The organism is Citrobacter sp. Cf087 (assembly GCF_030334285.1).
GTDB lineage: Bacteria > Pseudomonadota > Gammaproteobacteria > Enterobacterales > Enterobacteriaceae > Citrobacter > Citrobacter freundii.
The window spans coordinates 338,107-359,925 of the sequence record NZ_JAOWED010000022.1 but is presented as its reverse complement, the minus strand read 5'-3'; the positions used below and the strand labels follow the sequence as shown (position 1 = coordinate 359,925).

The 21,819-nt window shown below is 53.2% G+C and carries 24 protein-coding genes; 8 read left to right on the top strand and 16 right to left on the bottom strand.

Annotated features, from left to right (window positions below; all coding sequences use genetic code 11):
- Positions 1 to 32: 32 nt before the first annotated feature.
- Positions 33 to 1,058: a LysR family transcriptional regulator gene (locus OGV57_RS03775; protein WP_044700682.1), complete on the bottom strand. Its 1,026-nt coding sequence runs from the start codon at positions 1,056 to 1,058 to the stop codon at positions 33 to 35.
- 21 nt (positions 1,059 to 1,079) lie between these two features.
- Here OGV57_RS03775 and OGV57_RS03770 point away from each other — a divergent pair, with 21 nt between their 5' ends.
- The gene (locus OGV57_RS03770) at positions 1,080 to 2,279 is read left to right on the top strand and encodes an MFS transporter (RefSeq protein ID WP_046670471.1); all 1,200 of its coding nucleotides are present in this window, start codon (positions 1,080 to 1,082) and stop codon (positions 2,277 to 2,279) included.
- Between the two features lie 77 nt (positions 2,280 to 2,356).
- Here OGV57_RS03770 and flgL read toward each other — a convergent pair whose 3' ends face one another.
- The 11 genes from flgL to flgB all read right to left on the bottom strand — a co-directional run bounded on the left by flgL (position 2,357) and on the right by flgB (position 12,211).
- Complete coding sequence (gene flgL / locus OGV57_RS03765) at positions 2,357 to 3,310, bottom strand: flagellar hook-associated protein FlgL (protein ID WP_003836751.1); 954 nt, start codon at positions 3,308 to 3,310, stop codon at positions 2,357 to 2,359.
- A 14-nt stretch (positions 3,311 to 3,324) separates the two neighbouring features.
- The gene (flgK, locus tag OGV57_RS03760; protein ID WP_054528272.1) at positions 3,325 to 4,983 is read right to left on the bottom strand and encodes a flagellar hook-associated protein FlgK; all 1,659 of its coding nucleotides are present in this window, start codon (positions 4,981 to 4,983) and stop codon (positions 3,325 to 3,327) included.
- Positions 4,984 to 5,047: 64 nt separating this feature from the next.
- Entirely contained in the window at positions 5,048 to 5,998 is a 951-nt protein-coding gene (flgJ, locus tag OGV57_RS03755) for a flagellar assembly peptidoglycan hydrolase FlgJ (RefSeq protein ID WP_054528271.1), read from the bottom strand.
- The gene (locus OGV57_RS03750; protein ID WP_057063917.1) at positions 5,998 to 7,074 is read right to left on the bottom strand and encodes a flagellar basal body P-ring protein FlgI; all 1,077 of its coding nucleotides are present in this window, start codon (positions 7,072 to 7,074) and stop codon (positions 5,998 to 6,000) included. The genes flgJ and OGV57_RS03750 overlap by 1 nt, the downstream gene beginning before the upstream one ends.
- Positions 7,075 to 7,107: 33 nt before the next feature.
- Positions 7,108 to 7,806 (bottom strand): flagellar basal body L-ring protein FlgH, encoded by a 699-nt coding sequence (gene flgH / locus OGV57_RS03745; protein WP_003836756.1) that lies wholly within the window; start codon positions 7,804 to 7,806, stop codon positions 7,108 to 7,110.
- A 57-nt stretch (positions 7,807 to 7,863) separates the two neighbouring features.
- On the bottom strand, positions 7,864 to 8,646 hold the full coding sequence (flgG, locus tag OGV57_RS03740) for a flagellar basal-body rod protein FlgG (protein ID WP_003036202.1): 783 nt from the start codon (positions 8,644 to 8,646) through the stop codon (positions 7,864 to 7,866).
- A gap of 13 nt (positions 8,647 to 8,659) precedes the next feature.
- Complete coding sequence (locus OGV57_RS03735; protein WP_003036200.1) at positions 8,660 to 9,415, bottom strand: flagellar basal body rod protein FlgF; 756 nt, start codon at positions 9,413 to 9,415, stop codon at positions 8,660 to 8,662.
- A gap of 20 nt (positions 9,416 to 9,435) precedes the next feature.
- Positions 9,436 to 10,650, bottom strand: a complete 1,215-nt coding sequence (flgE, locus tag OGV57_RS03730; RefSeq protein WP_054528270.1) for a flagellar hook protein FlgE — start codon at positions 10,648 to 10,650, stop codon at positions 9,436 to 9,438.
- A gap of 26 nt (positions 10,651 to 10,676) precedes the next feature.
- A complete protein-coding gene (gene flgD, locus OGV57_RS03725) occupies positions 10,677 to 11,375 on the bottom strand; it encodes a flagellar hook assembly protein FlgD (RefSeq protein ID WP_054528269.1) in 699 nt (232 codons plus the stop codon).
- Between the two features lie 11 nt (positions 11,376 to 11,386).
- Positions 11,387 to 11,791 (bottom strand): flagellar basal body rod protein FlgC, encoded by a 405-nt coding sequence (gene flgC, locus OGV57_RS03720; protein WP_003036191.1) that lies wholly within the window; start codon positions 11,789 to 11,791, stop codon positions 11,387 to 11,389.
- 3 nt (positions 11,792 to 11,794) lie between these two features.
- Entirely contained in the window at positions 11,795 to 12,211 is a 417-nt protein-coding gene (gene flgB, locus OGV57_RS03715; RefSeq protein ID WP_003836763.1) for a flagellar basal body rod protein FlgB, read from the bottom strand.
- A gap of 157 nt (positions 12,212 to 12,368) precedes the next feature.
- Here flgB and flgA point away from each other — a divergent pair, with 157 nt between their 5' ends.
- The 3 genes from flgA to flgN all read left to right on the top strand — a co-directional run bounded on the left by flgA (position 12,369) and on the right by flgN (position 13,841).
- On the top strand, positions 12,369 to 13,028 hold the full coding sequence (flgA, locus tag OGV57_RS03710; RefSeq protein WP_003036186.1) for a flagellar basal body P-ring formation chaperone FlgA: 660 nt from the start codon (positions 12,369 to 12,371) through the stop codon (positions 13,026 to 13,028).
- Positions 13,029 to 13,121: 93 nt separating this feature from the next.
- On the top strand, positions 13,122 to 13,415 hold the full coding sequence (flgM, locus tag OGV57_RS03705) for a flagellar biosynthesis anti-sigma factor FlgM (protein WP_003036183.1): 294 nt from the start codon (positions 13,122 to 13,124) through the stop codon (positions 13,413 to 13,415).
- Between the two features lie 3 nt (positions 13,416 to 13,418).
- Entirely contained in the window at positions 13,419 to 13,841 is a 423-nt protein-coding gene (gene flgN, locus OGV57_RS03700; protein WP_003036178.1) for a flagella biosynthesis chaperone FlgN, read from the top strand.
- Between the two features lie 85 nt (positions 13,842 to 13,926).
- Here flgN and murJ read toward each other — a convergent pair whose 3' ends face one another.
- The 4 genes from murJ to rimJ all read right to left on the bottom strand — a co-directional run bounded on the left by murJ (position 13,927) and on the right by rimJ (position 17,876).
- Positions 13,927 to 15,462, bottom strand: coding sequence for a murein biosynthesis integral membrane protein MurJ (murJ, locus tag OGV57_RS03695; protein WP_054528268.1), 1,536 nt, complete (start codon positions 15,460 to 15,462; stop codon positions 13,927 to 13,929).
- 222 nt (positions 15,463 to 15,684) lie between these two features.
- A complete protein-coding gene (locus OGV57_RS03690) occupies positions 15,685 to 16,608 on the bottom strand; it encodes a Gfo/Idh/MocA family protein (RefSeq protein ID WP_054528267.1) in 924 nt (307 codons plus the stop codon).
- 1 nt (position 16,609) lies between these two features.
- Positions 16,610 to 17,257, bottom strand: coding sequence for a YceH family protein (locus tag OGV57_RS03685; protein ID WP_003836771.1), 648 nt, complete (start codon positions 17,255 to 17,257; stop codon positions 16,610 to 16,612).
- Between the two features lie 34 nt (positions 17,258 to 17,291).
- Positions 17,292 to 17,876: a ribosomal protein S5-alanine N-acetyltransferase gene (gene rimJ / locus OGV57_RS03680; RefSeq protein WP_016149925.1), complete on the bottom strand. Its 585-nt coding sequence runs from the start codon at positions 17,874 to 17,876 to the stop codon at positions 17,292 to 17,294.
- Positions 17,877 to 18,135: 259 nt separating this feature from the next.
- Between rimJ and mdtH the strand changes: the two genes are divergently transcribed.
- The 4 genes from mdtH (at position 18,136) to dinI (ending at position 21,482) form a co-directional block, all read left to right on the top strand.
- Positions 18,136 to 19,344, top strand: coding sequence for a multidrug efflux MFS transporter MdtH (mdtH, locus tag OGV57_RS03675; RefSeq protein WP_003036166.1), 1,209 nt, complete (start codon positions 18,136 to 18,138; stop codon positions 19,342 to 19,344).
- Between the two features lie 114 nt (positions 19,345 to 19,458).
- The gene (locus OGV57_RS03670; RefSeq protein WP_054528266.1) at positions 19,459 to 20,019 is read left to right on the top strand and encodes a lipoprotein; all 561 of its coding nucleotides are present in this window, start codon (positions 19,459 to 19,461) and stop codon (positions 20,017 to 20,019) included.
- A gap of 105 nt (positions 20,020 to 20,124) precedes the next feature.
- Positions 20,125 to 21,171 (top strand): dihydroorotase, encoded by a 1,047-nt coding sequence (gene pyrC / locus OGV57_RS03665; protein WP_016149924.1) that lies wholly within the window; start codon positions 20,125 to 20,127, stop codon positions 21,169 to 21,171.
- A gap of 65 nt (positions 21,172 to 21,236) precedes the next feature.
- Positions 21,237 to 21,482 carry a DNA damage-inducible protein I gene (dinI, locus tag OGV57_RS03660; protein ID WP_003036157.1) on the top strand — a complete coding sequence of 82 codons (246 nt, stop codon included), beginning with the start codon at positions 21,237 to 21,239 and terminating at the stop codon, positions 21,480 to 21,482.
- Positions 21,483 to 21,819 lie beyond the last annotated feature (337 nt).

The window sequence follows — 21,819 nt, the reverse complement described above, 5'->3', positions numbered from 1 at the left end:
TAATATCAAAGCCGGCCTTCGGGTCGGCTTTTTTATATCTGATCTACGCCTTTCATCCCCGTCAGCTGCGGCATAACATCCTTCATTAAGTCCAGAAACTTGCGTAAGCGAATCGGATAGTAACGCGCCCACGGATAAACCAAATGTACAGGCAACGGCGCCGCATGCCACTCAGGTAGCAACGCAACCAGACGTCCGTTGGCAATATCCTCCGCCACCATCCAACTTGAAACAATAGTCACTCCCAACCCCGCCAGCGCGGCATTCCTTGCGACATAAATACTGTCGGTACTTAATCTGGGTGAAATATTCAACGTGACTGGCTCATTACGCAATTGGTGCAACAACGAAACGCTATGTTGATAAAACGTGTTCACGGCAATCCAGGGCAGCGCTGATAACTGCTCAGGATGAGAAAGCTCGCCGTATTGTTCCAGCAGCCCAGGGCTCGCCACCATACTACGGGGAACTTCAGCCAGTAAAACGGCAACCGTGGCCGGATCCACCTCGGCACCAACCCTGATAGCGCAGTCAATATTATCGCTCAGAAAATCAACGGTTTTATCGTTGAGCATCCACTCTACTGCTACCTGGGGATAGCGCGAAAGAAACTGCAAAAGCGGCTCAAGCAGTTGTTGTTGCCCGAACGCATGCGGTGCACGGACTCGCAACGTCCCCACCGGTTCATCTTCCGTGACATTAAGTCCATCTTCCAGCGCCAGCCAGGCATCAATAATCTTCTTGGCATGCTGGTAGCCTCTTTCGCCGTCGTCGGTCAATTTCATCGCATGCGTGGTACGCATGATCAGTTTCACACCCAGCAGAGTTTCCAGGGATTGCAACCGTCGGCTTACGGTCGCTTGCGTTGTCCCCATCTGTTTTGCCGCTGCCGAAAGCGATCCTGCTTCGACAATACGTACAAACGTACGCATCAGCTCCACCCTGTCTATACGCTCATTTTTTATCATTTTCAGTTTCATCATACGCCTGACGTATAACTGTTTTACCACTGCGCTCGCTACCACGCCACTCGCTGAAGGATAAAAATAGCCGCACATCCTGTGATTGAGGAATCATTTGTGAACACATATATTGCACTTTCCCGTTGGGTCACTTTCGTTCTGGCAGTAGGTGCCGGATTCAGTGTCGCTGCTATCTACTATGCTCAACCCCTTCTGCCTTTAATGGGTCAGGATCTGAACTTAAGTATTACCGGCATGGGGTTGGTCCCGACGCTGACCCAGGCGGGATACGCGCTGGGTATTTTGTTTTTATTGCCATTGGGCGATCGTTATGACCGCAGGACATTAATCCTGCTGAAAAGTATCTCTCTTGCTGTGCTGCTTCTGGCATGCAGCTTTACCGGGCAGTTGCATTCACTGTTAATAGTGAGCCTGTTGATGGGCATGGCGGCAACCATGGCACAAGATATTGTGCCTGCGGCGGCAATACTGGCGCCCGAAGGCAAACAGGGAAAAACGGTGGGCACCGTAATGACGGGCCTTCTGCTGGGAATTTTACTCTCACGTACCGTCAGTGGGCTGGTCGGTGAGGCGTTTGGCTGGCGTGAGATGTACCAACTTGCTGCCGTCAGTATTGCCGTAATTACCGCGATTATGTGGAAAGCACTGCCTCGTTTTACGGTCCATTCCACGTTGAGCTATCCATCATTAATGCTCTCGATGGTGCAACTTTGGCAACGATATTCCACCTTGCGCCGCGCAGCACTGGCACAAGGCTTTCTGTCCATTGCTTTTAGCGCCTTCTGGTCTACGCTGGCGGTGATGTTATCTGAGCATTACCACCTGGGTAGCGCTATAGCGGGTGCTTTTGGTATCGCGGGAGCAGCCGGAGCGCTTGCTGCACCGATGGCGGGCCATCTTGCCGATAAAGTGGGTGCAGCAAAAGTGACGCAATTGGGTGCTTTGCTGGTAACGGTATCTTTCGCACTGATGTTTTTGTTACCCGCCCTGCCCGTTCAGGGGCAGTGGCTGCTTATCGCCCTTTCGGCGGTAGGTTTTGATCTCGGATTGCAATCCAGCCTGGTTGCCCACCAAAACCTGGTCTATAGCCTGGAGCCTCAGGCACGAGGACGATTGAACGCTCTGCTGTTTACGATGGTGTTTATCGGTATGGCTCTGGGTTCCGTTCTCGGGAGTCAGGTCTATGCGCTTGCCAACTGGGAAGGAGTGGTGACGCTGGCAACATTCAGCAGTGCGATCGCGTTGGTCATAAGACTGACGGGGAACCCGTCGCTTAGTAAGCCGTCGGTTGCCTAAAAAAATGCCCGCTCCGGGGTGTTAAAGGAGCGGGCAGACAAACATACCCAGTTTCATGATATGTTCAAAATGGATCGTTACCGGTTAAGCTGGAACAGCGACATTCCCTGCATATCAGTAAACGTTTTATACGATGCCTGTAGTGCGGCTTGTTGCATCACGTAAGACGAAATCGCGGCGTTCCAGTCGACATCCACCAGATTACTCATCTGCTGAGTTTGCCCCAATGCACGATCGGCGCCCAGTGAATCCAGCGAGCTCAATTCGCTAAGCTGCGTGCCTAATTCTGCACGCACGGACAGCACATTATTCAGCGAGTTTTTAAGACCTCGGCTGGTTTTATCGATGGCTGCAGTGGCAGTAGCTTTTGCCGCATCATTGCCCTCAACCGGTGTCTTAAGCGCATCAATAGCAGTATCCAACATTTTGAACACATTCTTTTCCTGGGTACCGCCGCCTGGCTCCGGCACAGCGTTGCTGGTCAGACTGGCGAAGACTTTATCACCGGTATGACCAATCACCATGGTCCGGGAGGCATCAACCTGCTGGGTGACGTTTGTCGTACCGCCGCTGTAAGCGCCATCAGCCTGGGCAAACGGTGCAGATTCTGTTTTATATCCGCCAAAAATGTAGCGCCCATTACCGTCGGTGCTGTTCGCCAGGTTCATCAGTTGATCGCGGATCCCCTGCAGGTCGGTGGCCAACGATGCACGGTCATCATCACTTAACGTACCGTTTCCCGCACTAACGATTTTTTCCTGCGCGGTCTGGATCGCCGTCGTCACCTGATTCAGCACGTTCTCTTCCAGCGATACTTTTTGCGTCGCGAATGAACGCGCCAGCGTGTATTGGCTGTTCTGCGCCTGAGCCTGCGAAAGTACTACGGCCTGCGAGGCGGCAATCGGATCGTCAGATGGATTGATCACGCGTTTACCCGTCGACATCTGCTCACCGAACTTCATCCATTCAGCCTGAGAGTTAGTGATGCCGCGCATATTCTGCTGGTACATCATCTGGGTGCTAATACGCATAGTCTCCCTCTCCCTTAGCGAATATTGATCAGTGCATCAAACAGCGCATTCGCAGTTTGCAGAACTTGCGCATTAGCCAGGTAATATTGTTGATAACGCTGCAAATTTCCGTACTCTTCATCGAGGTTAACCCCGGAAATAGACTGCTGCTGCTTATAAAGCTGCGTTACCACGTTGTTCTGAGTGGTGGCGCTGGTTTTCAGCGTCGCCGTTTTGTTCCCGACATCGCTCACCAGCGTAGCGTAAGCATCGTTAAAGGTTTTATTCCCGATGGTTGCCTTGGTTTGCAGATCCAGCAGTTTCTGGCCGTTACGGTTATCGCTTTTTCCTTTATCAACATTGGGATCAGTGTCATTTTTGGACACTTCAGCCATGGCGATTTTCGACTCATCGGTCACCGCCACTTTCATATTAATAATGGCGTCACCCACGGGTTTCACCGTAAAGCTGTCATTTGCCAGCGCACCATTTTTGACGGTGATTTCCAGCCCATCAAAGGACATTTTTCCGCCAGTGACGGTCGGCTTAAAGCTGGTATTGTCAGCCAGACGGGTTACCTGCCAGTCAGTACCATCAAACGTAATTTTATAGTCTGTGGCTTGCACCGACGAACTATCCGTTATTTTAACATCAAGCGCACCGGTCCCTTTATTCGTCGTATTGCTAAGGACTGCCGGGCCACCAATATCGAAAAAGTTTTTGCCCGGGTCGCCGTTGGCATCAAAACCTTCTTTGTGCTGCGTGTTAAACGCATCAGCAAAAGCGAGGGCCAACTGACCAAGGGTATTACGCGTTTGGTCGAGTTCCTGCGAACGGAACGTCAACAGCCCGCCCAGCGAACCGGTCGTGATCAGCTTTTCCGGGATGGCAACTTCTCCGGCCACGCCGTCAACATAAGCGACAGTCGTGCGAGAGGGATCGTCGCTGGAAGGGACTGCCGCCAGTTGGCGAGCGTTGCTGCCCTGCACCAGCGAATAGCCATTCGCCATGGTCACGTTGTAAGTCCCGCCGTCCTGCACGCTGACTTCCACGCCGACAATTTGGTTCAGTTCACTCACCAACTGGTCGCGCTGGTCGAGTAAATCGTTCGGCGATGCCCCCGCGCCGACGCCCGTCATACGGGAAATCTGGTCGTTAAGGTTGGCAATCTGTTTCGAGTAATTGTTGATCTGGTCAACGCTGGCCTTAATCGCCGTGTTTACTTGCTTGTCCTGATCGCGCAGATACTGATCGGTCGTTTTAAACTGATTTACCAACCCATCAGCTTTACCGATCAGCGCCTGACGTGCCGCCGGATCTTCAGCGTTGCTGACCAGCGTCTGCAGGCTGGTAAAAAAACCCTGCATTGAGGTCGAAATAGAGCTGGTTTTGCTGGAGAGCAAATTATCGATTTTTGACATTTGCTCATAGCGCGTCGTCAGACCGCTGCTCTGGTTCTGCGCTGCTCTCAACTGGTTAGTGATAAAGGAGTCATATTCACGTTGTACACCAGAAACATAGACGCCATTACCTACCCAGCCCCCCGCACCCAGCGTGCTGTTCGCTTGCGCCATAATTGTTGTTTGTCGGGTATATCCGGCAACGTTATAGCTGGAGATGTTATTACTGGCAGTATTCAACGCGGCCTGCGCTGCGCTGAGTCCACTCATCGCGTTATTAATCAAGCTGGACATGGAGGTTCCTTGTAATCCTTCAATACTCGTTATTATCGGCAGCAGGTCGGTAGACTTGAGCTATTTAAAAGAGATTATCGAGATTCGTGCTGTAGGTTTTACTCACCTTTTCGCTCATCGATTTCAACTGCTGGATCATGCTGGTTAATTTACGTGCATAGTTAGGGTCTGTGGCGTAGCCCGCATTTTGCAATGCCTGCGCCCCCTGTTCGGCGGTCGCGGCAGCGGTCACCGCCGCATAGCGCGGGTTACGAGATATCAGACCGACATAATCCGACAACGCCTCAAGGTAAGAGCTATAGACGCGGAATCTGGCTTTCACCTTTTTCGCCTCACCGTTCTCATATTCAGTGGTGGTGATTTCAGTGGTTGGACCTTTCCAGCTTCCCGAAGCCTTCACACCAAAAATGTTGAAACTCGGTTCGCCATTCTCGCGACGAATTTGTCGCTGCCCCCATCCGGACTCCAGCGCCGCCTGCGCCAAAATCAGATGATGCGGGACCCCGCTCTGCTGACTGGCCAGCTTAGCCGGCAGTGACAGCTGGGCGAGGAAGTCTTTGCTGTCACCTGACAGCGGCTCATCATTGCTGTCTGTCGCCCGGGGGATGGCTTTGCGGACCAGTTGCGTCAGTGCCTGATTTTGATAGCTGGTCACCGTTTCCAGTGAAAACTTCATCGGCACCTGCGGCGCGTCATCCGCAGGTTGCGCTTGCCCTTCAGTCATCTGCTTGACCATCATTTCAGCCAGCCCCAGACCTTTGCCTGCGGTCATCTGCTGCGCAATTTGTTGGTCATACATGCTGGTATACAAGCGCGTTGAATCGCTGCTAAACACGCCATCTTTCGGTAACGCTTCACGCATGCTTTTCAACATCATTTGCACGAACATCCCTTCAACCTGACGGGCGACCGGGCGGATATTCGCCGCCGGGTCCTGACCCGCTTTCGCTTTCAGTTCGTTCAGAGATTGCGCATCCCAGGCGGCACTGGTCAGCAGTTTGCTGTCACCAATCATTAGATGATTTCCAGTTTGGCGCGTAAGCAACCCGCGCTCTGCATCGATTGCAGAATGGACATCAAATCCATCGGCGTTGCTCCCAGCGCATTCAGCGCACGCACAACATTGTTCAGGTTGGCGCTGGAACGCACGCTTTGCAGCGAACCACCGCTTTGGCGCAGGTCAATCTGAGTTTGTGGCGTCACTACGGTTTGTCCACCGCCAAACGGTGTGTCCGGCTGGCTGACGTTCGCCTGGCGGTTCACCGTGATCGACAAGTTGCCTTGTGCCACGGCACAGCTATCCAGCGTTACTTCGCGGTTCATGACGACAGATCCGGTGCGCGAGTTGATAATCACTTTAGCGTCCTGCGGCGTGACGTTCACCTCCATATTCTGGATATCAGCAAGGAAACGCACCTGCGAGCTGTTGCCGCTTGGCACGCGCACCTGAATAGTGCGGGCATCCAACGCCGTTGCGCTGCCAAAGCCACGCGAGCGGTTAATGGTGTCGGTAATCTGCTGCGCCATCGTGAAATCTTCATTATTCAGTTGCAGATTAATGGTGTTACCGCCGCCGAACTGGCTGGGTAATTCACGTTCGATGGTCGCGCCGTTGGTAATGCGTCCGCCATTGAGCTGGTTTACCTGCACGCTGCTGCCACCCGCAGCCGCGCCGGCACCGCCAACCAGAATATTCCCCTGCGCCAACGCATATACCTGGCTATCGACCCCTTTCAGCGGGGTCATCAGCAACGTTCCGCCGCGCAGGCTTTTAGCGTTACCCATGGAAGAGACCACAACGTCAATAGTTTGCCCCTGACGACCAAAGGCCGGGAACTGCGCGGTGACCATTACCGCTGCCACGTTTTTCAACTGCATATTGGTGCCGGTGGGCACGGTGATCCCCAACTGCGACAGCATGTTGTTGAGCGTTTGCGTGGTAAACGGCGTCTGGGTGGTCTGGTCGCCTGTACCATCCAGACCGACCACTAGCCCATAACCAATCAGCGAGTTTTCCCGCACGCCTTGCACGCTGGTCAGGTCACGAATACGGTCGGCATGCGCGAAGGCGGTTACCAGCACCAGTGCCATTCCAACAAAAAATTTAAACACGGGGTACCTCGCTTACATCGGCGACAAATTAAGGAAGAAACGCTGCAACCAGCCCATATTTTGCGCTTCATTGATGTAGCCGTTGCCGACGTACTCAATACGCGCATCCGCAACCTGGGTTGACGGTACGGAGTTGCTGCCACTGATGGTGCGCGGGTTAACGACCCCGGAGAAGCGAATGAATTCAGTGCCCTGATTTATGGCGATCTGTTTTTCACCCACGACATGTAAGTTGCCATTCACCAGTACCTGATCGACCGTTACGGTCAGCGTACCGCTGAAGGTATTTCTGGCGTTCGCGCCGCCTTTACCGTTAAAGGAGTTACCGCCTGAGGCTTCTACGTCGGCACGTTCGTTACCGAACAGACCTTGCAGATAGCGCGGTACGGTATCAAAGCCAAAGTTTGTCTTGCCGTCGCGGCTGGCGTTCGCCGAAGAGCTTTTGCTCGCGCTGACGTTTTCCTGCAATACGATGGTCAGCGTATCGCCAATATTGCGTGGACGACGGTCTTCAAAGAGTGGCTGATAACCATAGTTAATCGGTTGTGCCGACTGGAAGATTGAGCCATTCGCCACCGGCGTTGGACCTGGAACGGGCTGGGCAGTCGTCGCACCCTGCACGAGGGGCGTGGCCGGGATCCAGGCACATCCTGTTAGTGAAACCACCAGCAGGGCTAAAATAGGGTATGGGTGAAGCGCGTATTTTCGCATTGCGGTCATCTTCAAAATCAGTGTGCCGGTGAGGTTTTCACCCCACCGGACTCCACTTTAGAGTTGCGTCAGTTTTTGCAGCATCTGATCGGTGGTCGATACCGCTTTACTGTTGATTTCGTAAGCGCGCTGAACCTGGATCATGTTTACCAGCTCTTCCGCCACGTTGACGTTAGAGGTTTCAACATAGCCCTGATACAGCAGACCCGCGCCGTTCAACCCCGGCGTGCTCTCGTTCGGCGCACCGGATGACTGCGTTTCGGTGTACAGATTCTCACCAATACTTTCCAGACCGGTATCGTTCATAAATGTTGTCAGGTTAAGCTGCCCGACCTGAACAGGCGCCGCCTGTCCCTGCTGGGTCACACTGACAATACCGTCGCGTCCAATGGTGATACTGAGCGAGTTAGCCGGAATGGTGATGGCAGGCTGAACCTGAAAACCACCCGCCGTCACCAACTGGCCGTTCTGATCCACCTGGAAAGAACCGTCGCGGGTATAAGCGGACGTACCATCGGGCAACATGACCTGGAAAAAGCCCTGGCCTTTAATCGCCACATCTTTACTGTTGTTGGTCTGCGACAGGTTACCCTGGCTGTGTAAACGCTCGGTTGCAACCGGACGTACACCGGTACCAATCTGCAAACCAGACGGCAGCGTGGTTTGTTCAGAAGACTGTGCGCCAGGCTGACGAATCGTCTGGTACAACAGATCTTCAAACACGGCGCGTTGGCGCTTAAATCCGTTGGTGCTGACGTTTGCCAGGTTGTTGGCAATCACATCCATGTTGGTTTGCTGCGCATCCAGGCCGGTTTTGGCGATCCATAATGAACTGATCATAAAATGTCCTGTATTAACTCATCGACAGCAGTTGGTTGGCGCGGCCCGCGTTATCATCCACGCTACTGATAATTTTCATCTGCATTTCAAAGCGGCGGGCGTTGGCGATCATGTCGCTCATCGCAGCAACCGGTTTAACATTACTGCCTTCCAGCACGCCCGACATCACACGGATACTGGGGTCGGCCTGTAACGTCGCACCACGGGTAGCCTGTGCGGCCTGGGTCAGACGGAACATACCGTCATCGCCACGTTGCACTTCGATCCCTGTAGCCTTCACCAGCTTCAGCCGCCCCACTGGCGCGACCGTATTAGCCGGATCGCCAGGGTTAAGTGCAGAAATTGTCCCGTCCGCCGCAATGGTGACTTCTGAACCTTCCGGTACGGCTATCGGTCCGGCTTCGCCAATTACCGGGTGTCCCTGAATAGTCAGTTCACCCGTTGGGCTTACCTGAATAGCACCGTTACGGGTATATCCTTCGCTACCATCCGCGGTCTGCACAGCCAACCAGCCATCCTGTTGCAGCGCCACATCCAGCGGGCGGGAGGTATAGTCCATCTGACCCGGTGTCATATCGGCCCCCGGTGTGGAGGCCACGACCAGCGTACGCGTCGGTAAAGACAATCCTTCTACAGGAACCGCGCGCAGTGCATTGAGCTGTGCACGAAACCCTGGCGTGGAGGCGTTTGCCAGGTTGCTGGCCGTCACCGCCTGTTGATTCAGCGTCTGACTGGCCGCGCCCATGGCGGTATAAATTGCGTGATCCATTAAGCCATCCCGTCAGGCGCTTAGCGCAGGTTGACCAGCGTGTTGAGGATCTGATCCTGGGTTTTGATGGTCTGCGCGTTCGACTGATAGTTACGCTGGGCGACAATCATATTCACCAGTTCTTTACTCAAATCCACGTTTGACGCTTCCAGCGCACCGTTGGTCAGCTTACCGAAGTTACCTTCGCCTGCGGTACCCAGCAGCGCCACGCCGGAAGCCTGAGTCGCCGCCCAGACGTTATCGCCCTGAGATGCCAGACCTTCGTTATTGGCAAAGTTTGCCAGCACGATCTGCCCCAGAACCTGTTGCTGTTCGTTGGAGTAGTTACCGACCACCGTACCGTCATTGTTAATCTGGTAGCTCACCAGATCGCCCGGCTTGTAGCCGTTCTGATTCGTGGCGACGATGTTGTTGGCACCGGTGTTTTGCTGCATGGAGTTCTGGAAACTCATTGCGAAGGTGACAGCCGGTGCGCCATTGAGCGCAGCTGTAGTGATATTAAATGTACCGCCGCCGGTTAGCGCCCCATTGGTATCAAATTCCAGCGTGGACGTCGGTGCGGTTGGTACAGCAGCGTTAGGATCGCTGCTATCAATGGTATAGACAGCCCATTTGTTATTAGGCTGTTTTACAAAATAGGCGTTAACTTCGTGGGCATTGCCAAGGCTGTCATAAACGGTGACAGGGCCTTTTTTGTTATAGCTGTCAGCATCTTTCGGATCGAACTTTGTCGTTGTCGGAATTATTTTATCCGACGAGTTCAGGTTGATCTGCATTGAGGCCTTGCTGGTTGGCTGTGCCGCCATCAATGTATTAGGGATCGTGATCGGCCCCGGGTTCGCACCCTGCTGAACTGTCGGTGGCGTACCGGTAGCCGGGTAGCCCGTCAGTTGCAGCCCCTGCATGTTGACGATATTGCGGTTTTCATCGAGCTTGAACTGACCGTTACGGCTGTAGAAAACGGAACCGTTGCTGTCTACCATACGGAAAAAACCGTTCTGGCTGATAGCAACATCCAGCCCGCGGCCGGTGTTGGTGGTGGTGCCGTCGGTAAAGTCCTGGGTAATACCCGCAACTTTAACGCCCAGACCCACTTTAGAACCGGCGAACATATCGGCAAAAGATGCCGTACCGGATTTAAAACCGTAGGTGGCGGAGTTGGCGATGTTGTTACCAATGACATCGAGGTTGGTCGCTGCAGCGTTCAGACCGCTGACCGCTTGAGAAAAGGCCATGACTTACTCCTGATAAGTGTGAAGGCTTAAATTATCTGCCGTACTTCGTCGAGGGTGGTGGTTCCATAGGTGCCAAGATCCAGCGTATTACCGCCGTTACTGCGAATAACGCCCTGCACCAGCGCAAACTGAAGCGGCTGTGCCACCAGTTGCGTTCCGCCATTGCTGGCAGCAATTGACACGTTGTAAGAACCGCTTGGTGCATCCGTGCCATCGGTCATGGTGCCGTCCCAGGTAAAGGTATGAACGCCTGCTTTCAATCCGCCAATGTCAATGGTGCGTACCACTTTGCCGTCTTTATCGGTAATGGTTGCGGTAACCTTATCTGCCGGCTGCTGCAGCTCAACGCCAAATGGTGTTGTCGTGGTTTTGGCACCCTCTTCCGCCCCTTTACCGGTCAGGATGGTGGTACCCGGGATCATGACCCCGTGGCCAATCAGCGTACTGGCCTGCAGCGACTGACTGTTGTCGATCTGCCCGGAGATCGACCCTAACGTGGTGTTCAGTTTCTCAATCCCGCTCACGGTACTGATTTGCGCCAACTGGGTAGTCAGTTCGTTGTTTTGCAGCGGATTGGTTGGGTCCTGGTTTTTCAACTGTGCGACCAGCAGCGTAAGAAAGCTGCTTTGCAGGTCAGCGGCATTGCTGCCCGTCAGGGAGCTATTCCCCGTGGCGGCATTAACCCCCGTCGTGCTCGGGTCATTCATTTTTACAGCAATAGACATGTGCGCCTCCTTTACTGGCCTAGCGTCAACGTTTTGAGCATCAGGCTTTTCACGGTGTTGAGCACTTCGACGTTTGCCTGGTAGCTACGTGAGGCAGACATGGTGTTGACCATCTCGCCAACAACGTCCACATTCGGCATTTTTACGTAGCCATTCGCATCGGCCAGCGGATTACCGGGTTCATAAACCAGCTTATCCGGCGCCTGACTTTCAATGACGTCAGCAACTTTTACGCCACCGGTAGCCGCACCTGGCGCAGCATCTACCTGAAAAACAACCTGTTTCGCGCGATACGGCTGACCGTCGGGCCCGCTGACGCTATCCGCATTCGCCATGTTACTGGCCGCGACGTTCAGGCGTTTAGACTGAGCCGTCAGCGCAGAACCTGCGATATCAAAAATATTTAACAGCGCCACGAATTAGTTCCCTCCTTGCAGCACGTTCATCATGCCTTTGATTTGCCCACCCAGCGCGGTCAGCCCCATTTGATACTTGAGGCTGTTGTCTGCAAATTGCGTGCGCTCCCGGTCCATATCCACCGTGTTGCCATCAAGAGATGGCTGGTCAGGAATACGGTAGAGCAGCTCCGTAGACGGCGAAGAAACGGTCTGGGCCGGAATGTGTTGTGCAGAGGTCAGCGTCAACGAAACGCCGCCGGTTTGTTCCCGTCCTCGCACCATGACTTTTTTTAATTCACTGGCGAAATCCAGGTCACGCGCCTGGTACCCCGGCGTGTCGGCATTGGCAATGTTGGCCGCCAATATTTCCTGGCGTTGGGCGCGCAAATTCAGCGCTTCCTGTTGAAAACGTAAGGCGGCGTCGAGCTTATCGAGCATATCTCCTCCGCAAATGACAAAATTCAGCCGACAGCTTAAATCCCATTACGCGCGCGTTATCGCCGGAATAAACGCAAAATGCGTCGCTATTTGTTGCGTTGATGACTGCGTCACACAGGTAAAATCCTGCCACTACCTGAAAAAGCGCGAGGTTTTGATGCAAACGTTTAAACGTGGAATAGTCGTGGCAGCACTGCTGTTCAGCCCTATGACGCTGGCGCAAGACCTGAATTCGCAGCTAACGGCATGGTTTTCCCAGCGCCTGGCCGGATTTAGCGATGAGGTGGTGGTCACTATCCGAACGTCGCCAAACTTATTGCCGAGCTGTGAGCAACCGGCATTAAGCGTGTCAGGTAGCGCGAAACTGTGGGGTAATGTGAATGTGCTGGCTCGCTGTGCCAACGAAAAACGTTATCTGCAGGTGAACGTCCAGGCGACGGGAAACTACGTAGTAGCCGCCGCGCCTGTAGCGCGAGGTAGCACCCTGACCCCAGCCAGCGTAACGCTGAAACGTGGTCGACTGGACCAACTACCGCCGCGCGCGGTGCTGGATATGAGTCAGGTGCAGGATGCTGTGAGCCTGCGCGATCTGGTCCCTGGTCAACCGATACAGCTTTCGATGTTGCGCCAGGCATGGCGGATCAAGGCCGGTCAGCGCGTGCTGGTTATTGCCAACGGAGATGGCTTTCGGGTTAACGCCGAAGGTAAAGCGCTGAACAACGCCGCTGTCGCACAGAATGCGCGAGTGCGGATGATTTCAGGCCAGGTGGTGAGCGGCGTCGTCGATTCTGATGGGAATATTCTTATTAACCTATAATAGGTTAAAGATTTTTTAGCGTGTGCCGATAGATAAACAACCAATGATTACAGCGGGCCGCTATAGCGTAACCCCTCGATGAGGAAAAATAAAATGAGCATTGATCGTACCTCACCATTGAAGCCAGTAAGCACCGTTCAGCCGCGTGAAACCAGCGATGCGCCGGTACAAAAAGCGCAGAAGGAAAAAACCACCGCGACCACCAGCACCAGCGTCATGCTGAGCGACGCCCAGGCCAAACTGATGCAGCCCGGCACCAATGACATCAATATGGAACGCGTGGAAGCACTGAAAACCGCAATCCGTAACGGTGAATTGAAAATGGATACCGGAAAAATTGCCGACTCGCTGATTCGCGAGGCGCAGAGCTACCTACAGAGTAAATAAAGTATGACTCGTTTGTCAGAAATACTTGACCAGATGACGACTGTCCTCAATGACCTGAAAACGGTAATGGATGCTGAACAGCAGCAGCTTTCCGCAGGGCATATCAATGGCAGCCAGCTACAGCGTATTACAGAAGAAAAAAGCTCGCTGCTGGCAACCCTTGATTATCTTGAGCAACAGCGCCGCCTGGAGCATGACGCCACGCGCAGCGCCAATGATGAGATTGCTGAACGCTGGCAGACTATCACCAAGAAAACACAGCACTTACGCGACCTCAACCAGCACAATGGTTGGCTGCTGGAAGGGCAGATCGAGCGTAATCAACAAGCAATACAAGTGCTGAAACCGCACCAGGAACCGGCGTTGTATGGCGCAAACGGTCAAACTTCAGCTGCGCACCGCGGCGGGAAAAAATTCTCTATCTGATGCAAGCCTGATAACGTTTTGCTTATCAGGCCTACACTTTTTGTAGGCCGGATACGGCGTTATGCCGCCATCCGGCATTGATTCTTTATGCCGTCCGGCGCACAAACTCTTTTACTTTAAAGCCCAGCACAGCGAGTGCTACGAAGTAAGCAGCAATACCTGCCACCACGACCGCCATCAGACGCAGCAGGCGCCACAACATCGTTCCCTGCGACCAATCTGGCATGATGTAAAGCATCCCTACCAGTGCCGCCGACATCACCAGCACAGAAATCACCAGTCGCGTCAGGAACCAGGTCCAGCCCGGTTGCGGGGTGAAGATTTTCTGCTTACGCAACTGCCAGTACAGCAGTGAAGCGTTCAGACACGCTGCCAGACCAATCGACAGCGACAGCCCGGCATGCTTTAACGGCCCGATAAAGGCCAGGTTCATCACCTGGGTCATAATCAGCGTCACAATGGCAATCTTCACTGGCGTTTTTATATCCTGGCGCGAGTAAAAGCCCGGAGCCAACACTTTCACCACGATCAAGCCAATCAAACCTACCGAATACGCCACCAGCGCACGCTGGGTCATCGCAGCATCAAAGGCAGTAAATTTACCGTACTGGAACAGAGACACCGTCAGTGGTTTGGCCAGAATACCCAACGCTACGGCACTCGGTAATGCCAACAGGAAACACAAGCGCAGGCCCCAGTCCATCAGGCGACAATACTCATCATGATTACCGCTGGAAAAGCTTTTGGACAGCGATGGCAGCAGGATAGTCCCCAGCGCTACGCCAAGCACACCGGACGGAAACTCCATCAGACGGTCGGCATAGTACATCCACGAAACTGAGCCAGAGGCCAAAAACGAGGCGAATATCGTATTGATAATCAGTGAAATCTGGCTGACTGATACCCCAAGGATCGCCGGGCCCATCTGCTTGACGACACGCATCGCCCCCGCATCGCGGAAGTTCACACGCGGCAGTACCAGCATGCCAATTTTCTTCAGATGCGGAAGCTGATAAATCAGCTGTAGCACGCCACCCACGGTAACGGCCCACGCCAGCGCCAGCACTGGCGGATGAAAATAAGGGGCCGCAAACAGCGCGAAACCGATCATGCTGATATTCAGAAAAGTCGGGGCAAACGCAGGAATAGAAAAGCGGTTCCAGGTGTTAAGGATCGCACCAACCAGTGAGGCCAGTGAAATCAGTAGAATATAGGGAAAAGTGATCCGCAGCAGTTGAGTGGTCAGCGCAAATTTATCCGCTGTGTCGGCAAACCCCGGCGCGGTAACTAAAATCACCCATGGCGCAGCCAACATCCCGGCTACCGTCACCACAGCCAGCGCCAGCGTCAACAGTCCGGAAACGTAGGCAACAAACACGCGGGTAGCATCTTCCCCCTGCTTGCTTTTATACTCAGCAAGAATCGGCACAAACGCCTGCGAAAATGCGCCTTCGGCAAAAATTCGGCGCAGCAGGTTAGGAAGTTTGAATGCCACAAAAAAGGCATCTGTCGCCATCCCTGCACCAAAGATTCTGGCGACAATCGCATCACGCGCAAAACCCAGCACACGTGAAAACATCGTCATCGAGCTGACGGCTGCCAGCGACTTTAATAAATTCATCTATGTTGTATTCCAGACTCTGAGGCAAAACCCCGACAAACCTGCCCGTAGGTCGGATAAGGCATTTTCGCCGCCATCCGACACTTTTGCTGTGCCTGATGGCGACACCGTAGCGCCTTATCAGGCCGACAAATCAGCCTATGGTTGAAAAGAGGTGTTATTTTGAGTGGGCATATAGTACCTGGATTACAATGAATTACTACCGCCAGATGTTACAGGGGGTTATTCAGCCATCGCCTCCCGCCACAGCTTTTCAACAACACGCTGGGCCAGTAGCGCCTGCTCGCCTGCCGTCTGGGGAACCGTCTGATTTTGCACGCACTCAATGAAATGACGCGCACATCCGGCAAAACCACGCTGTTCTAAGGTCGTTTGCCAGCCCGCTATCGGCTTATGAACAACACCTTGCCCACGCTCTTCCCGCCATTCCCGCATATCAGTTACGTCAATCAGGCCACCGTCCGTCACCGCCTGCACGCTCTCACGCTGGCTACCGGCACGGCGATGCATACTGGTCGTTATCTGCATTTGACCGGTAGAAAAATGGTGCTCGGCGTAAAGCATCGCACCAGATTCATTGGTCAGCAGCGTGCCGTTATTTAACTGCGCCTGCCCTCCCGCCAGCCACAGTGCGGTATCGACTACGTGCAGATAGTCGTCCAGCAAAGTGAAACGCAGATCGTGCGGCCCAACGCTATCCGTACGGTGCTTATCCATACGTACAGACGCTGCGGTGCTCAACTGGGTTTTGAGATCCTGGTACAGCGGTGCAAACCGGCGGTTAAACCCGACCATCAGCGTGAGTTTTTTCCGCGCGGCCAGTTCCACCAGTTGCTCAGCCTCGCGCAGGTTTTCCGCCAGCGGTTTATCCACACACACGTGAACTCCGGCATTCAGCAATTCACTGACTACCGCATAGTGAGTCGCGGTGCTGGAATGGACGAAAACCGCGTCGCAGGTTTGCGCCAAATTCATCAGTGAATCCACGTAGGGTATCCGCCAGGTATCACAGATACGCTGTGCTTTATCGCGCGAAGGTGAAAAGGCGCCTTGCAGCGTCCAGCCCGCGGAGGTGCCCAGCACGGGTAGCCAGGCCTTTTGTGCAATACCGCCAAGGCCGACAACGCCGATACGTAATTTATTCACGTTAGTCCCCCAGGTGCGCCAGCAAGGAATCAAGTCGCTGCTTAAGTTCTGCGACCTCCGTTTCCAGCATTTCCACGCGTGCCTGCAGATCACCGGAGGCTGCAGGGAGTTGATCTGCCGCGGCAATGGCTTCATCAACCTCACCGCAAAACAGGTGCATATAGCGACTTTCACGTTTGCCCGGCTCGCGCGCCAGGCGGATCACATAAGGCCCATCTTCTCGGGTTGCCAGATTTTCCAGTGTCGATTCCACTTCGGCCATATCGCTGAATTCGTACATACGGGATGCGCGACTACGCAATTCACCAGGCGTCTGAGCGCCCCTCAGCAGCAGTGTAGTGATTACGGCCACCTCTGCGGCACTAAGCTTCAGATTGCCAAATTCAGAGTTACAGAAACGCTGCTCATATTTCGTAACGCGATTGCCAAAGCCGCTCACCGTGCGCAGAAAATGTCGCTTAACCAGGTTATCCAACTGCTCCTGCACGTCCGATTCCGACAGGTTCATCACCGGTTCACGATTCGTTTTTTGATTGCAGGCTGTTACGACTCCATTAACGGAGAGTGGGTACTGTTCCGGCGTTGTCACTTGTTTTTCTAATAAACAGCCAATCACTCGTGCTTCGGTGGCGGTTAATTCGTATTTCATCGTCTTCTCCATTAATCATGGCTGCATCTGAAACTTAGCGGCCGGGGGTCCATTCTGATGTGGTCAACGCCGTCAGCACGTGATCGCGCCACTGCCCGTCAATCAGCAGGTAGTCTTTGGCATAGCCTTCTTTTTCAAAACCCAGTCGCGCCAACAGGTCACCGCTGCGCTTATTATGTGGCATGTAGTTAGCCATAATGCGGTGAATATGCTGCGTGCGCTGCATATAACGGATGGCCGAAGTTAAGGCTTCATACATTAGCCCCTGCCCCTGCCATTTCTGCGCAATGGAGTAGCCGAGATAACAGGCATGGAAGGATCCCCGCACTACGTTTGAGAAGTTCGCAACGCCGATAATCTCTTTTTCGTCCGGATCGAGCAGCGCAAAATAATAAGCGGTGCCCTGTTTATGAAACTCAGAGATCATGCCAAGACGCGCCTGCCAGCCGGACGGATAGCAGTGGCTTTCATCGCGAATAGGTTCCCAGGGTTTTAAGAAATGACGATTTTCTGCGTAATAATCTGCCAGACGCCAGGCATCACGCTCATGCACTAAACGCACGACCAGGCGGTCCGTGGTTAAGCGCACTTTTGGCACGTTACTGCGATAGCCAAACATTCTATACCTACTCCTTCCCGTAACGTCTTCAATACGCTATTCGCATTACTATACCTGTGCGAATACACCCTGTGAAAAGAGCAAAATGCCATTTTTTGAATTATTCACACATTTTGATGAAAACTCTCTATCAAGACGGACTTTTGATAAAAAAATATTGTCCCGCGAAGGGTGGGAAAAGCGATGACGACACCGCAGAATAGGAGGTGCTTATCTTTTAAACTCTATCCAGAGTGACGAGTTTTTCCCTGGAGGGGAAATGTCGCAAGTCTCGCAGGCAAGGAACCTGGGTAAATACTTCCTTCTCATCGATAATATGCTGGTCGTGCTGGGTTTCTTCGTCGTTTTCCCGCTGATCTCAATTCGTTTCGTCGACCAAATGGGCTGGGCCGCCGTGATGGTCGGTATCGCGCTTGGATTACGTCAATTTATCCAGCAGGGGTTGGGTATTTTCGGCGGTGCTATTGCTGACCGTTTCGGCGCCAAACCGATGATCGTCACCGGCATGCTGATGCGCGCAGCCGGGTTCGCCACCATGGGCATTGCGCATGAACCGTGGCTGCTGTGGTTTTCCTGCTTTCTTTCCGGGCTGGGGGGCACGCTGTTCGACCCTCCCCGTTCGGCGCTGGTAGTCAAGCTGATCCGCCCGGAAAAGCGCGGGCGTTTTTTCTCTATTCTGATGATGCAGGATAGCGCCGGGGCCGTGGTCGGCGCGTTACTCGGCAGTTGGTTATTGCAATACGATTTCCGTCTGGTATGTGCCACCGGCGCAATTTTGTTCGTTCTGTGCGCGGCGTTTAACGCCTGGCTGCTCCCGGCATGGAAGCTGTCGACGGTGAAAATTCCGGTGCGCGAAGGGATGAGCCACGTGATGCATGACAAGCGCTTTGTCACCTATGTGCTGACGCTGGCGGGCTATTACATGCTGGCGGTACAGGTGATGCTGATGCTGCCCATCATGGTGAACGACATCGCTGGCTCACCAGCCGCCGTGAAATGGATGTATGCCATTGAGGCATGTCTCTCTTTAACGCTGCTGTACCCGATTGCCCGCTGGAGTGAAAAACGCTTTCGCCTTGAACATCGCCTGATGGCGGGCCTGCTGGTGATGTCTCTAAGTATGATGCCCATTGGGCTGGTCGGGAATTTACAGCAGTTGTTCACCCTGATCTGCACGTTCTATATTGGCTCGATCATCGCCGAACCGGCGCGTGAAACTCTGAGCGCCTCGCTGGCGAATGCGCGGGCCAGAGGAAGCTATATGGGCTTCAGCCGACTGGGACTCGCCATCGGCGGCGCAATTGGCTATGTCGGCGGCGGCTGGCTGTTTGACATGGGCAAGGCCCTGGCACAGCCTGAGCTGCCCTGGATGATGCTCGGTATTATTGGCTTCATCACCTTCCTGGCGCTGGGCTGGCAATTCAGTCTCAAACGCCCAACGCGAGGTATGCTGGAGCCAGACGCCTGATAGCCGAACCTGCGTCCGGGCACTTTTCAGTTTTTTCTGCTGGCGTCCGGGGCGCTGGTACTCGATGATGCTTTGTGTCACGATTACACCACATGCATCATGTTGAGGAACCCCATGAAAAAGTTTTTTTTTGCCGCTGCACTGATTGTCAGCGGCCTGTTGGTTGGTTGTAATCAACTCACGCAATACACGGTTAGCGAGCAAGAAATTAATCAAGCCCTGGCAAAGCATAATAACTTTTCAAAAGACATCGGTTTGCCCGGCGTTGCTGAAGCACATATCGTACTGAATAATCTCGCCAGCCAGATTGGTCGTGAAGAGCCAAACAAAGTCACCCTGACCAGCGATGCCAACCTGGACATGAACTCCCTGTTTGGCAGTCAGAAAGCGACCATGAAGCTGAAGCTGAAAGCCTTACCGGTTTTCAATAAAGAAAAAGGCGCGATTTATCTGCAAGAGATGGAAGTCGTCGACGCCACCGTCACGCCAGAAAAAATGCAGTCAGTACTGCAAACCCTGATGCCGTATTTAAATCAATCGCTGCGTAACTATTTCAACCAGCAACCAGCGTACATTCTGAAGGATGACAGCAGCCAGGGTGAAGCGCTGGCGAAAAAACTGGCGAAAGGTATTGAGGTGAAACCGGGTGAAATCATCATCCCGTTCACCGACTAATAAAACTGAGGGCGCTGATGCGCCCTTTTTTTTCGTGCAAACGAAAACGTTTCCGCTTATCCTTTGTTTCCGGCAAAAAAGACTATCCTCAGCCGGAGCATATTGATGACTGCACCATCCCAGGTTTTAAAGATCCGCCGCCCAGACGACTGGCATCTTCACTTTCGCGATGGCGACATGTTAAAAACTGTCGTGCCCTATACCAGTGAAGTTTATGGCCGCGCCATTGTCATGCCGAACCTGGCACCGCCCGTCACCACGGTTGACGCGGCTATCACTTATCGCCAGCGCATTCTTGACGCGGTACCTGCCGGACACGACTTCACGCCATTAATGACCTGCTACTTAACGGATACGCTGGATCCCAACGAGCTGGAACGTGGATTTAACGAAGGCGTATTCACCGCGGCAAAACTCTATCCAGCCAATGCCACCACCAACTCGACGCATGGTGTAACCTCTATTGACGCCATCATGCCGGTGCTGGAGCGGATGGAAAAATTGGGTATGCCACTGCTGGTGCACGGCGAAGTCACGCATGCAGATATCGATATTTTCGATCGCGAAGCACGCTTTATTGAAACGGTGATGGAACCGCTGCGTCAGCGTTTGACCTCGCTGAAAGTGGTGTTCGAGCATATCACCACCAAAGATGCTGCCGAATACGTGCGCGATGGTAACGAACTTTTGGCTGCGACCATTACGCCACAGCACCTGATGTTTAACCGCAACCACATGCTGGTTGGCGGGATTCGCCCTCACCTGTATTGCCTGCCAATCCTCAAACGTAACGTCCACCAACAGGCGCTGCGTGAACTGGTTGCCAGCGGGTTTAAGCGCGCATTCCTCGGTACCGACTCAGCGCCGCACGCTCGTCATCGCAAAGAGTCAAGCTGTGGCTGTGCGGGCTGTTTTAATGCACCGACCGCGCTGGGCAGCTATGCCACCGTGTTTGAAGAGATGAATGCGCTCGACCATTTCGAAGCCTTCTGCTCACTCAACGGCCCACAGTTCTATGGCTTGCCGGTAAATGAGACCTTTATTGAGCTGGAACGCGTGGAGCACCTGGTTCCTGAGAGCATTGCACTGGAAGACGATACGCTGGTGCCTTTCCTGGGTGGCGAAACGGTACGCTGGTCAGTAAAAAGCTAAAAAAAGTGTAGCCAATTGACACGAATGACTGTATAAATAAACAGTATATTCCACAGGGGGCTACTATGCGTATTGAAGTCACTATTGCCAAAACTTCACCTTTACCTGCCGGTGCAATTGATGCACTGGCAGGTGAACTCTCCCGCCGTATTCAGCACCATTTTCCGGATAACGAAGGTAACGTTACCGTCCGTTATGCCGGCGCAAACAATTTGTCGGTTATTGGCGCGACTAAAGAGGACAAAGAACGCATCAGCGAGATCCTACAGGAAACCTGGGAAAGCGCGGATGACTGGTTCATCAACGAATAAATAATGATATGCAGTGATGTTTGTTTGCCGGGTCGCCCCGGCTTTTTTATACACACTATCCTGTAATCAATCGCGCATTTCTTCTGACGAGTATTTAATTTAATATTAACCCACCGATTATCTTTTAACCAAAACAACAAAATAATTGTGCAACATACTAAAAAAAAATGAATAACATGTTGGTTTCTTAGTCAGATAACGCTGAAAACAAAAAATTTATGCCCTTCCCTCTTTAAATTTTCAATGAATACCCTTATTTATTGATATACTGAAGTTGCTTCAGAAAAAAACGCATTGAACCTCGAAAACCGTTGTCTAGTAACACGAATTAGGGGGC

Bases quoted from the DNA above. Each gene is read 5' to 3' on its own strand.
- OGV57_RS03775 (WP_044700682.1), bottom strand. From the start codon at position 1,058: ATGTGCGGCTATTTTTATCCTTCAGCGAGTGGCGTGGTAGCGAGCGCA.
- flgL (WP_003836751.1), bottom strand. From the start codon at position 3,310: ATGCGTATTAGCACCCAGATGATGTACCAGCAGAATATGCGCGGCATC.
- flgK (WP_054528272.1), bottom strand. From the start codon at position 4,983: ATGTCCAGCTTGATTAATAACGCGATGAGTGGACTCAGCGCAGCGCAG.
- flgJ (WP_054528271.1), bottom strand. From the start codon at position 5,998: ATGATTGGTGACAGCAAACTGCTGACCAGTGCCGCCTGGGATGCGCAA.
- OGV57_RS03750 (WP_057063917.1), bottom strand. From the start codon at position 7,074: ATGGCACTGGTGCTGGTAACCGCCTTCGCGCATGCCGACCGTATTCGT.
- flgH (WP_003836756.1), bottom strand. From the start codon at position 7,806: ATGCGAAAATACGCGCTTCACCCATACCCTATTTTAGCCCTGCTGGTG.
- flgG (WP_003036202.1), bottom strand. From the start codon at position 8,646: ATGATCAGTTCATTATGGATCGCCAAAACCGGCCTGGATGCGCAGCAA.
- OGV57_RS03735 (WP_003036200.1), bottom strand. From the start codon at position 9,415: ATGGATCACGCAATTTATACCGCCATGGGCGCGGCCAGTCAGACGCTG.
- flgE (WP_054528270.1), bottom strand. From the start codon at position 10,650: ATGGCCTTTTCTCAAGCGGTCAGCGGTCTGAACGCTGCAGCGACCAAC.
- flgD (WP_054528269.1), bottom strand. From the start codon at position 11,375: ATGTCTATTGCTGTAAAAATGAATGACCCGAGCACGACGGGGGTTAAT.
- flgB (WP_003836763.1), bottom strand. From the start codon at position 12,211: ATGCTCGATAAGCTCGACGCCGCCTTACGTTTTCAACAGGAAGCGCTG.
- flgA (WP_003036186.1), top strand. From the start codon at position 12,369: ATGCAAACGTTTAAACGTGGAATAGTCGTGGCAGCACTGCTGTTCAGC.
- flgM (WP_003036183.1), top strand. From the start codon at position 13,122: ATGAGCATTGATCGTACCTCACCATTGAAGCCAGTAAGCACCGTTCAG.
- flgN (WP_003036178.1), top strand. From the start codon at position 13,419: ATGACTCGTTTGTCAGAAATACTTGACCAGATGACGACTGTCCTCAAT.
- murJ (WP_054528268.1), bottom strand. From the start codon at position 15,462: ATGAATTTATTAAAGTCGCTGGCAGCCGTCAGCTCGATGACGATGTTT.
- OGV57_RS03685 (WP_003836771.1), bottom strand. From the start codon at position 17,257: ATGAAATACGAATTAACCGCCACCGAAGCACGAGTGATTGGCTGTTTA.
- rimJ (WP_016149925.1), bottom strand. From the start codon at position 17,876: ATGTTTGGCTATCGCAGTAACGTGCCAAAAGTGCGCTTAACCACGGAC.
- mdtH (WP_003036166.1), top strand. From the start codon at position 18,136: ATGTCGCAAGTCTCGCAGGCAAGGAACCTGGGTAAATACTTCCTTCTC.
- OGV57_RS03670 (WP_054528266.1), top strand. From the start codon at position 19,459: ATGAAAAAGTTTTTTTTTGCCGCTGCACTGATTGTCAGCGGCCTGTTG.
- pyrC (WP_016149924.1), top strand. From the start codon at position 20,125: ATGACTGCACCATCCCAGGTTTTAAAGATCCGCCGCCCAGACGACTGG.
- dinI (WP_003036157.1), top strand. From the start codon at position 21,237: ATGCGTATTGAAGTCACTATTGCCAAAACTTCACCTTTACCTGCCGGT.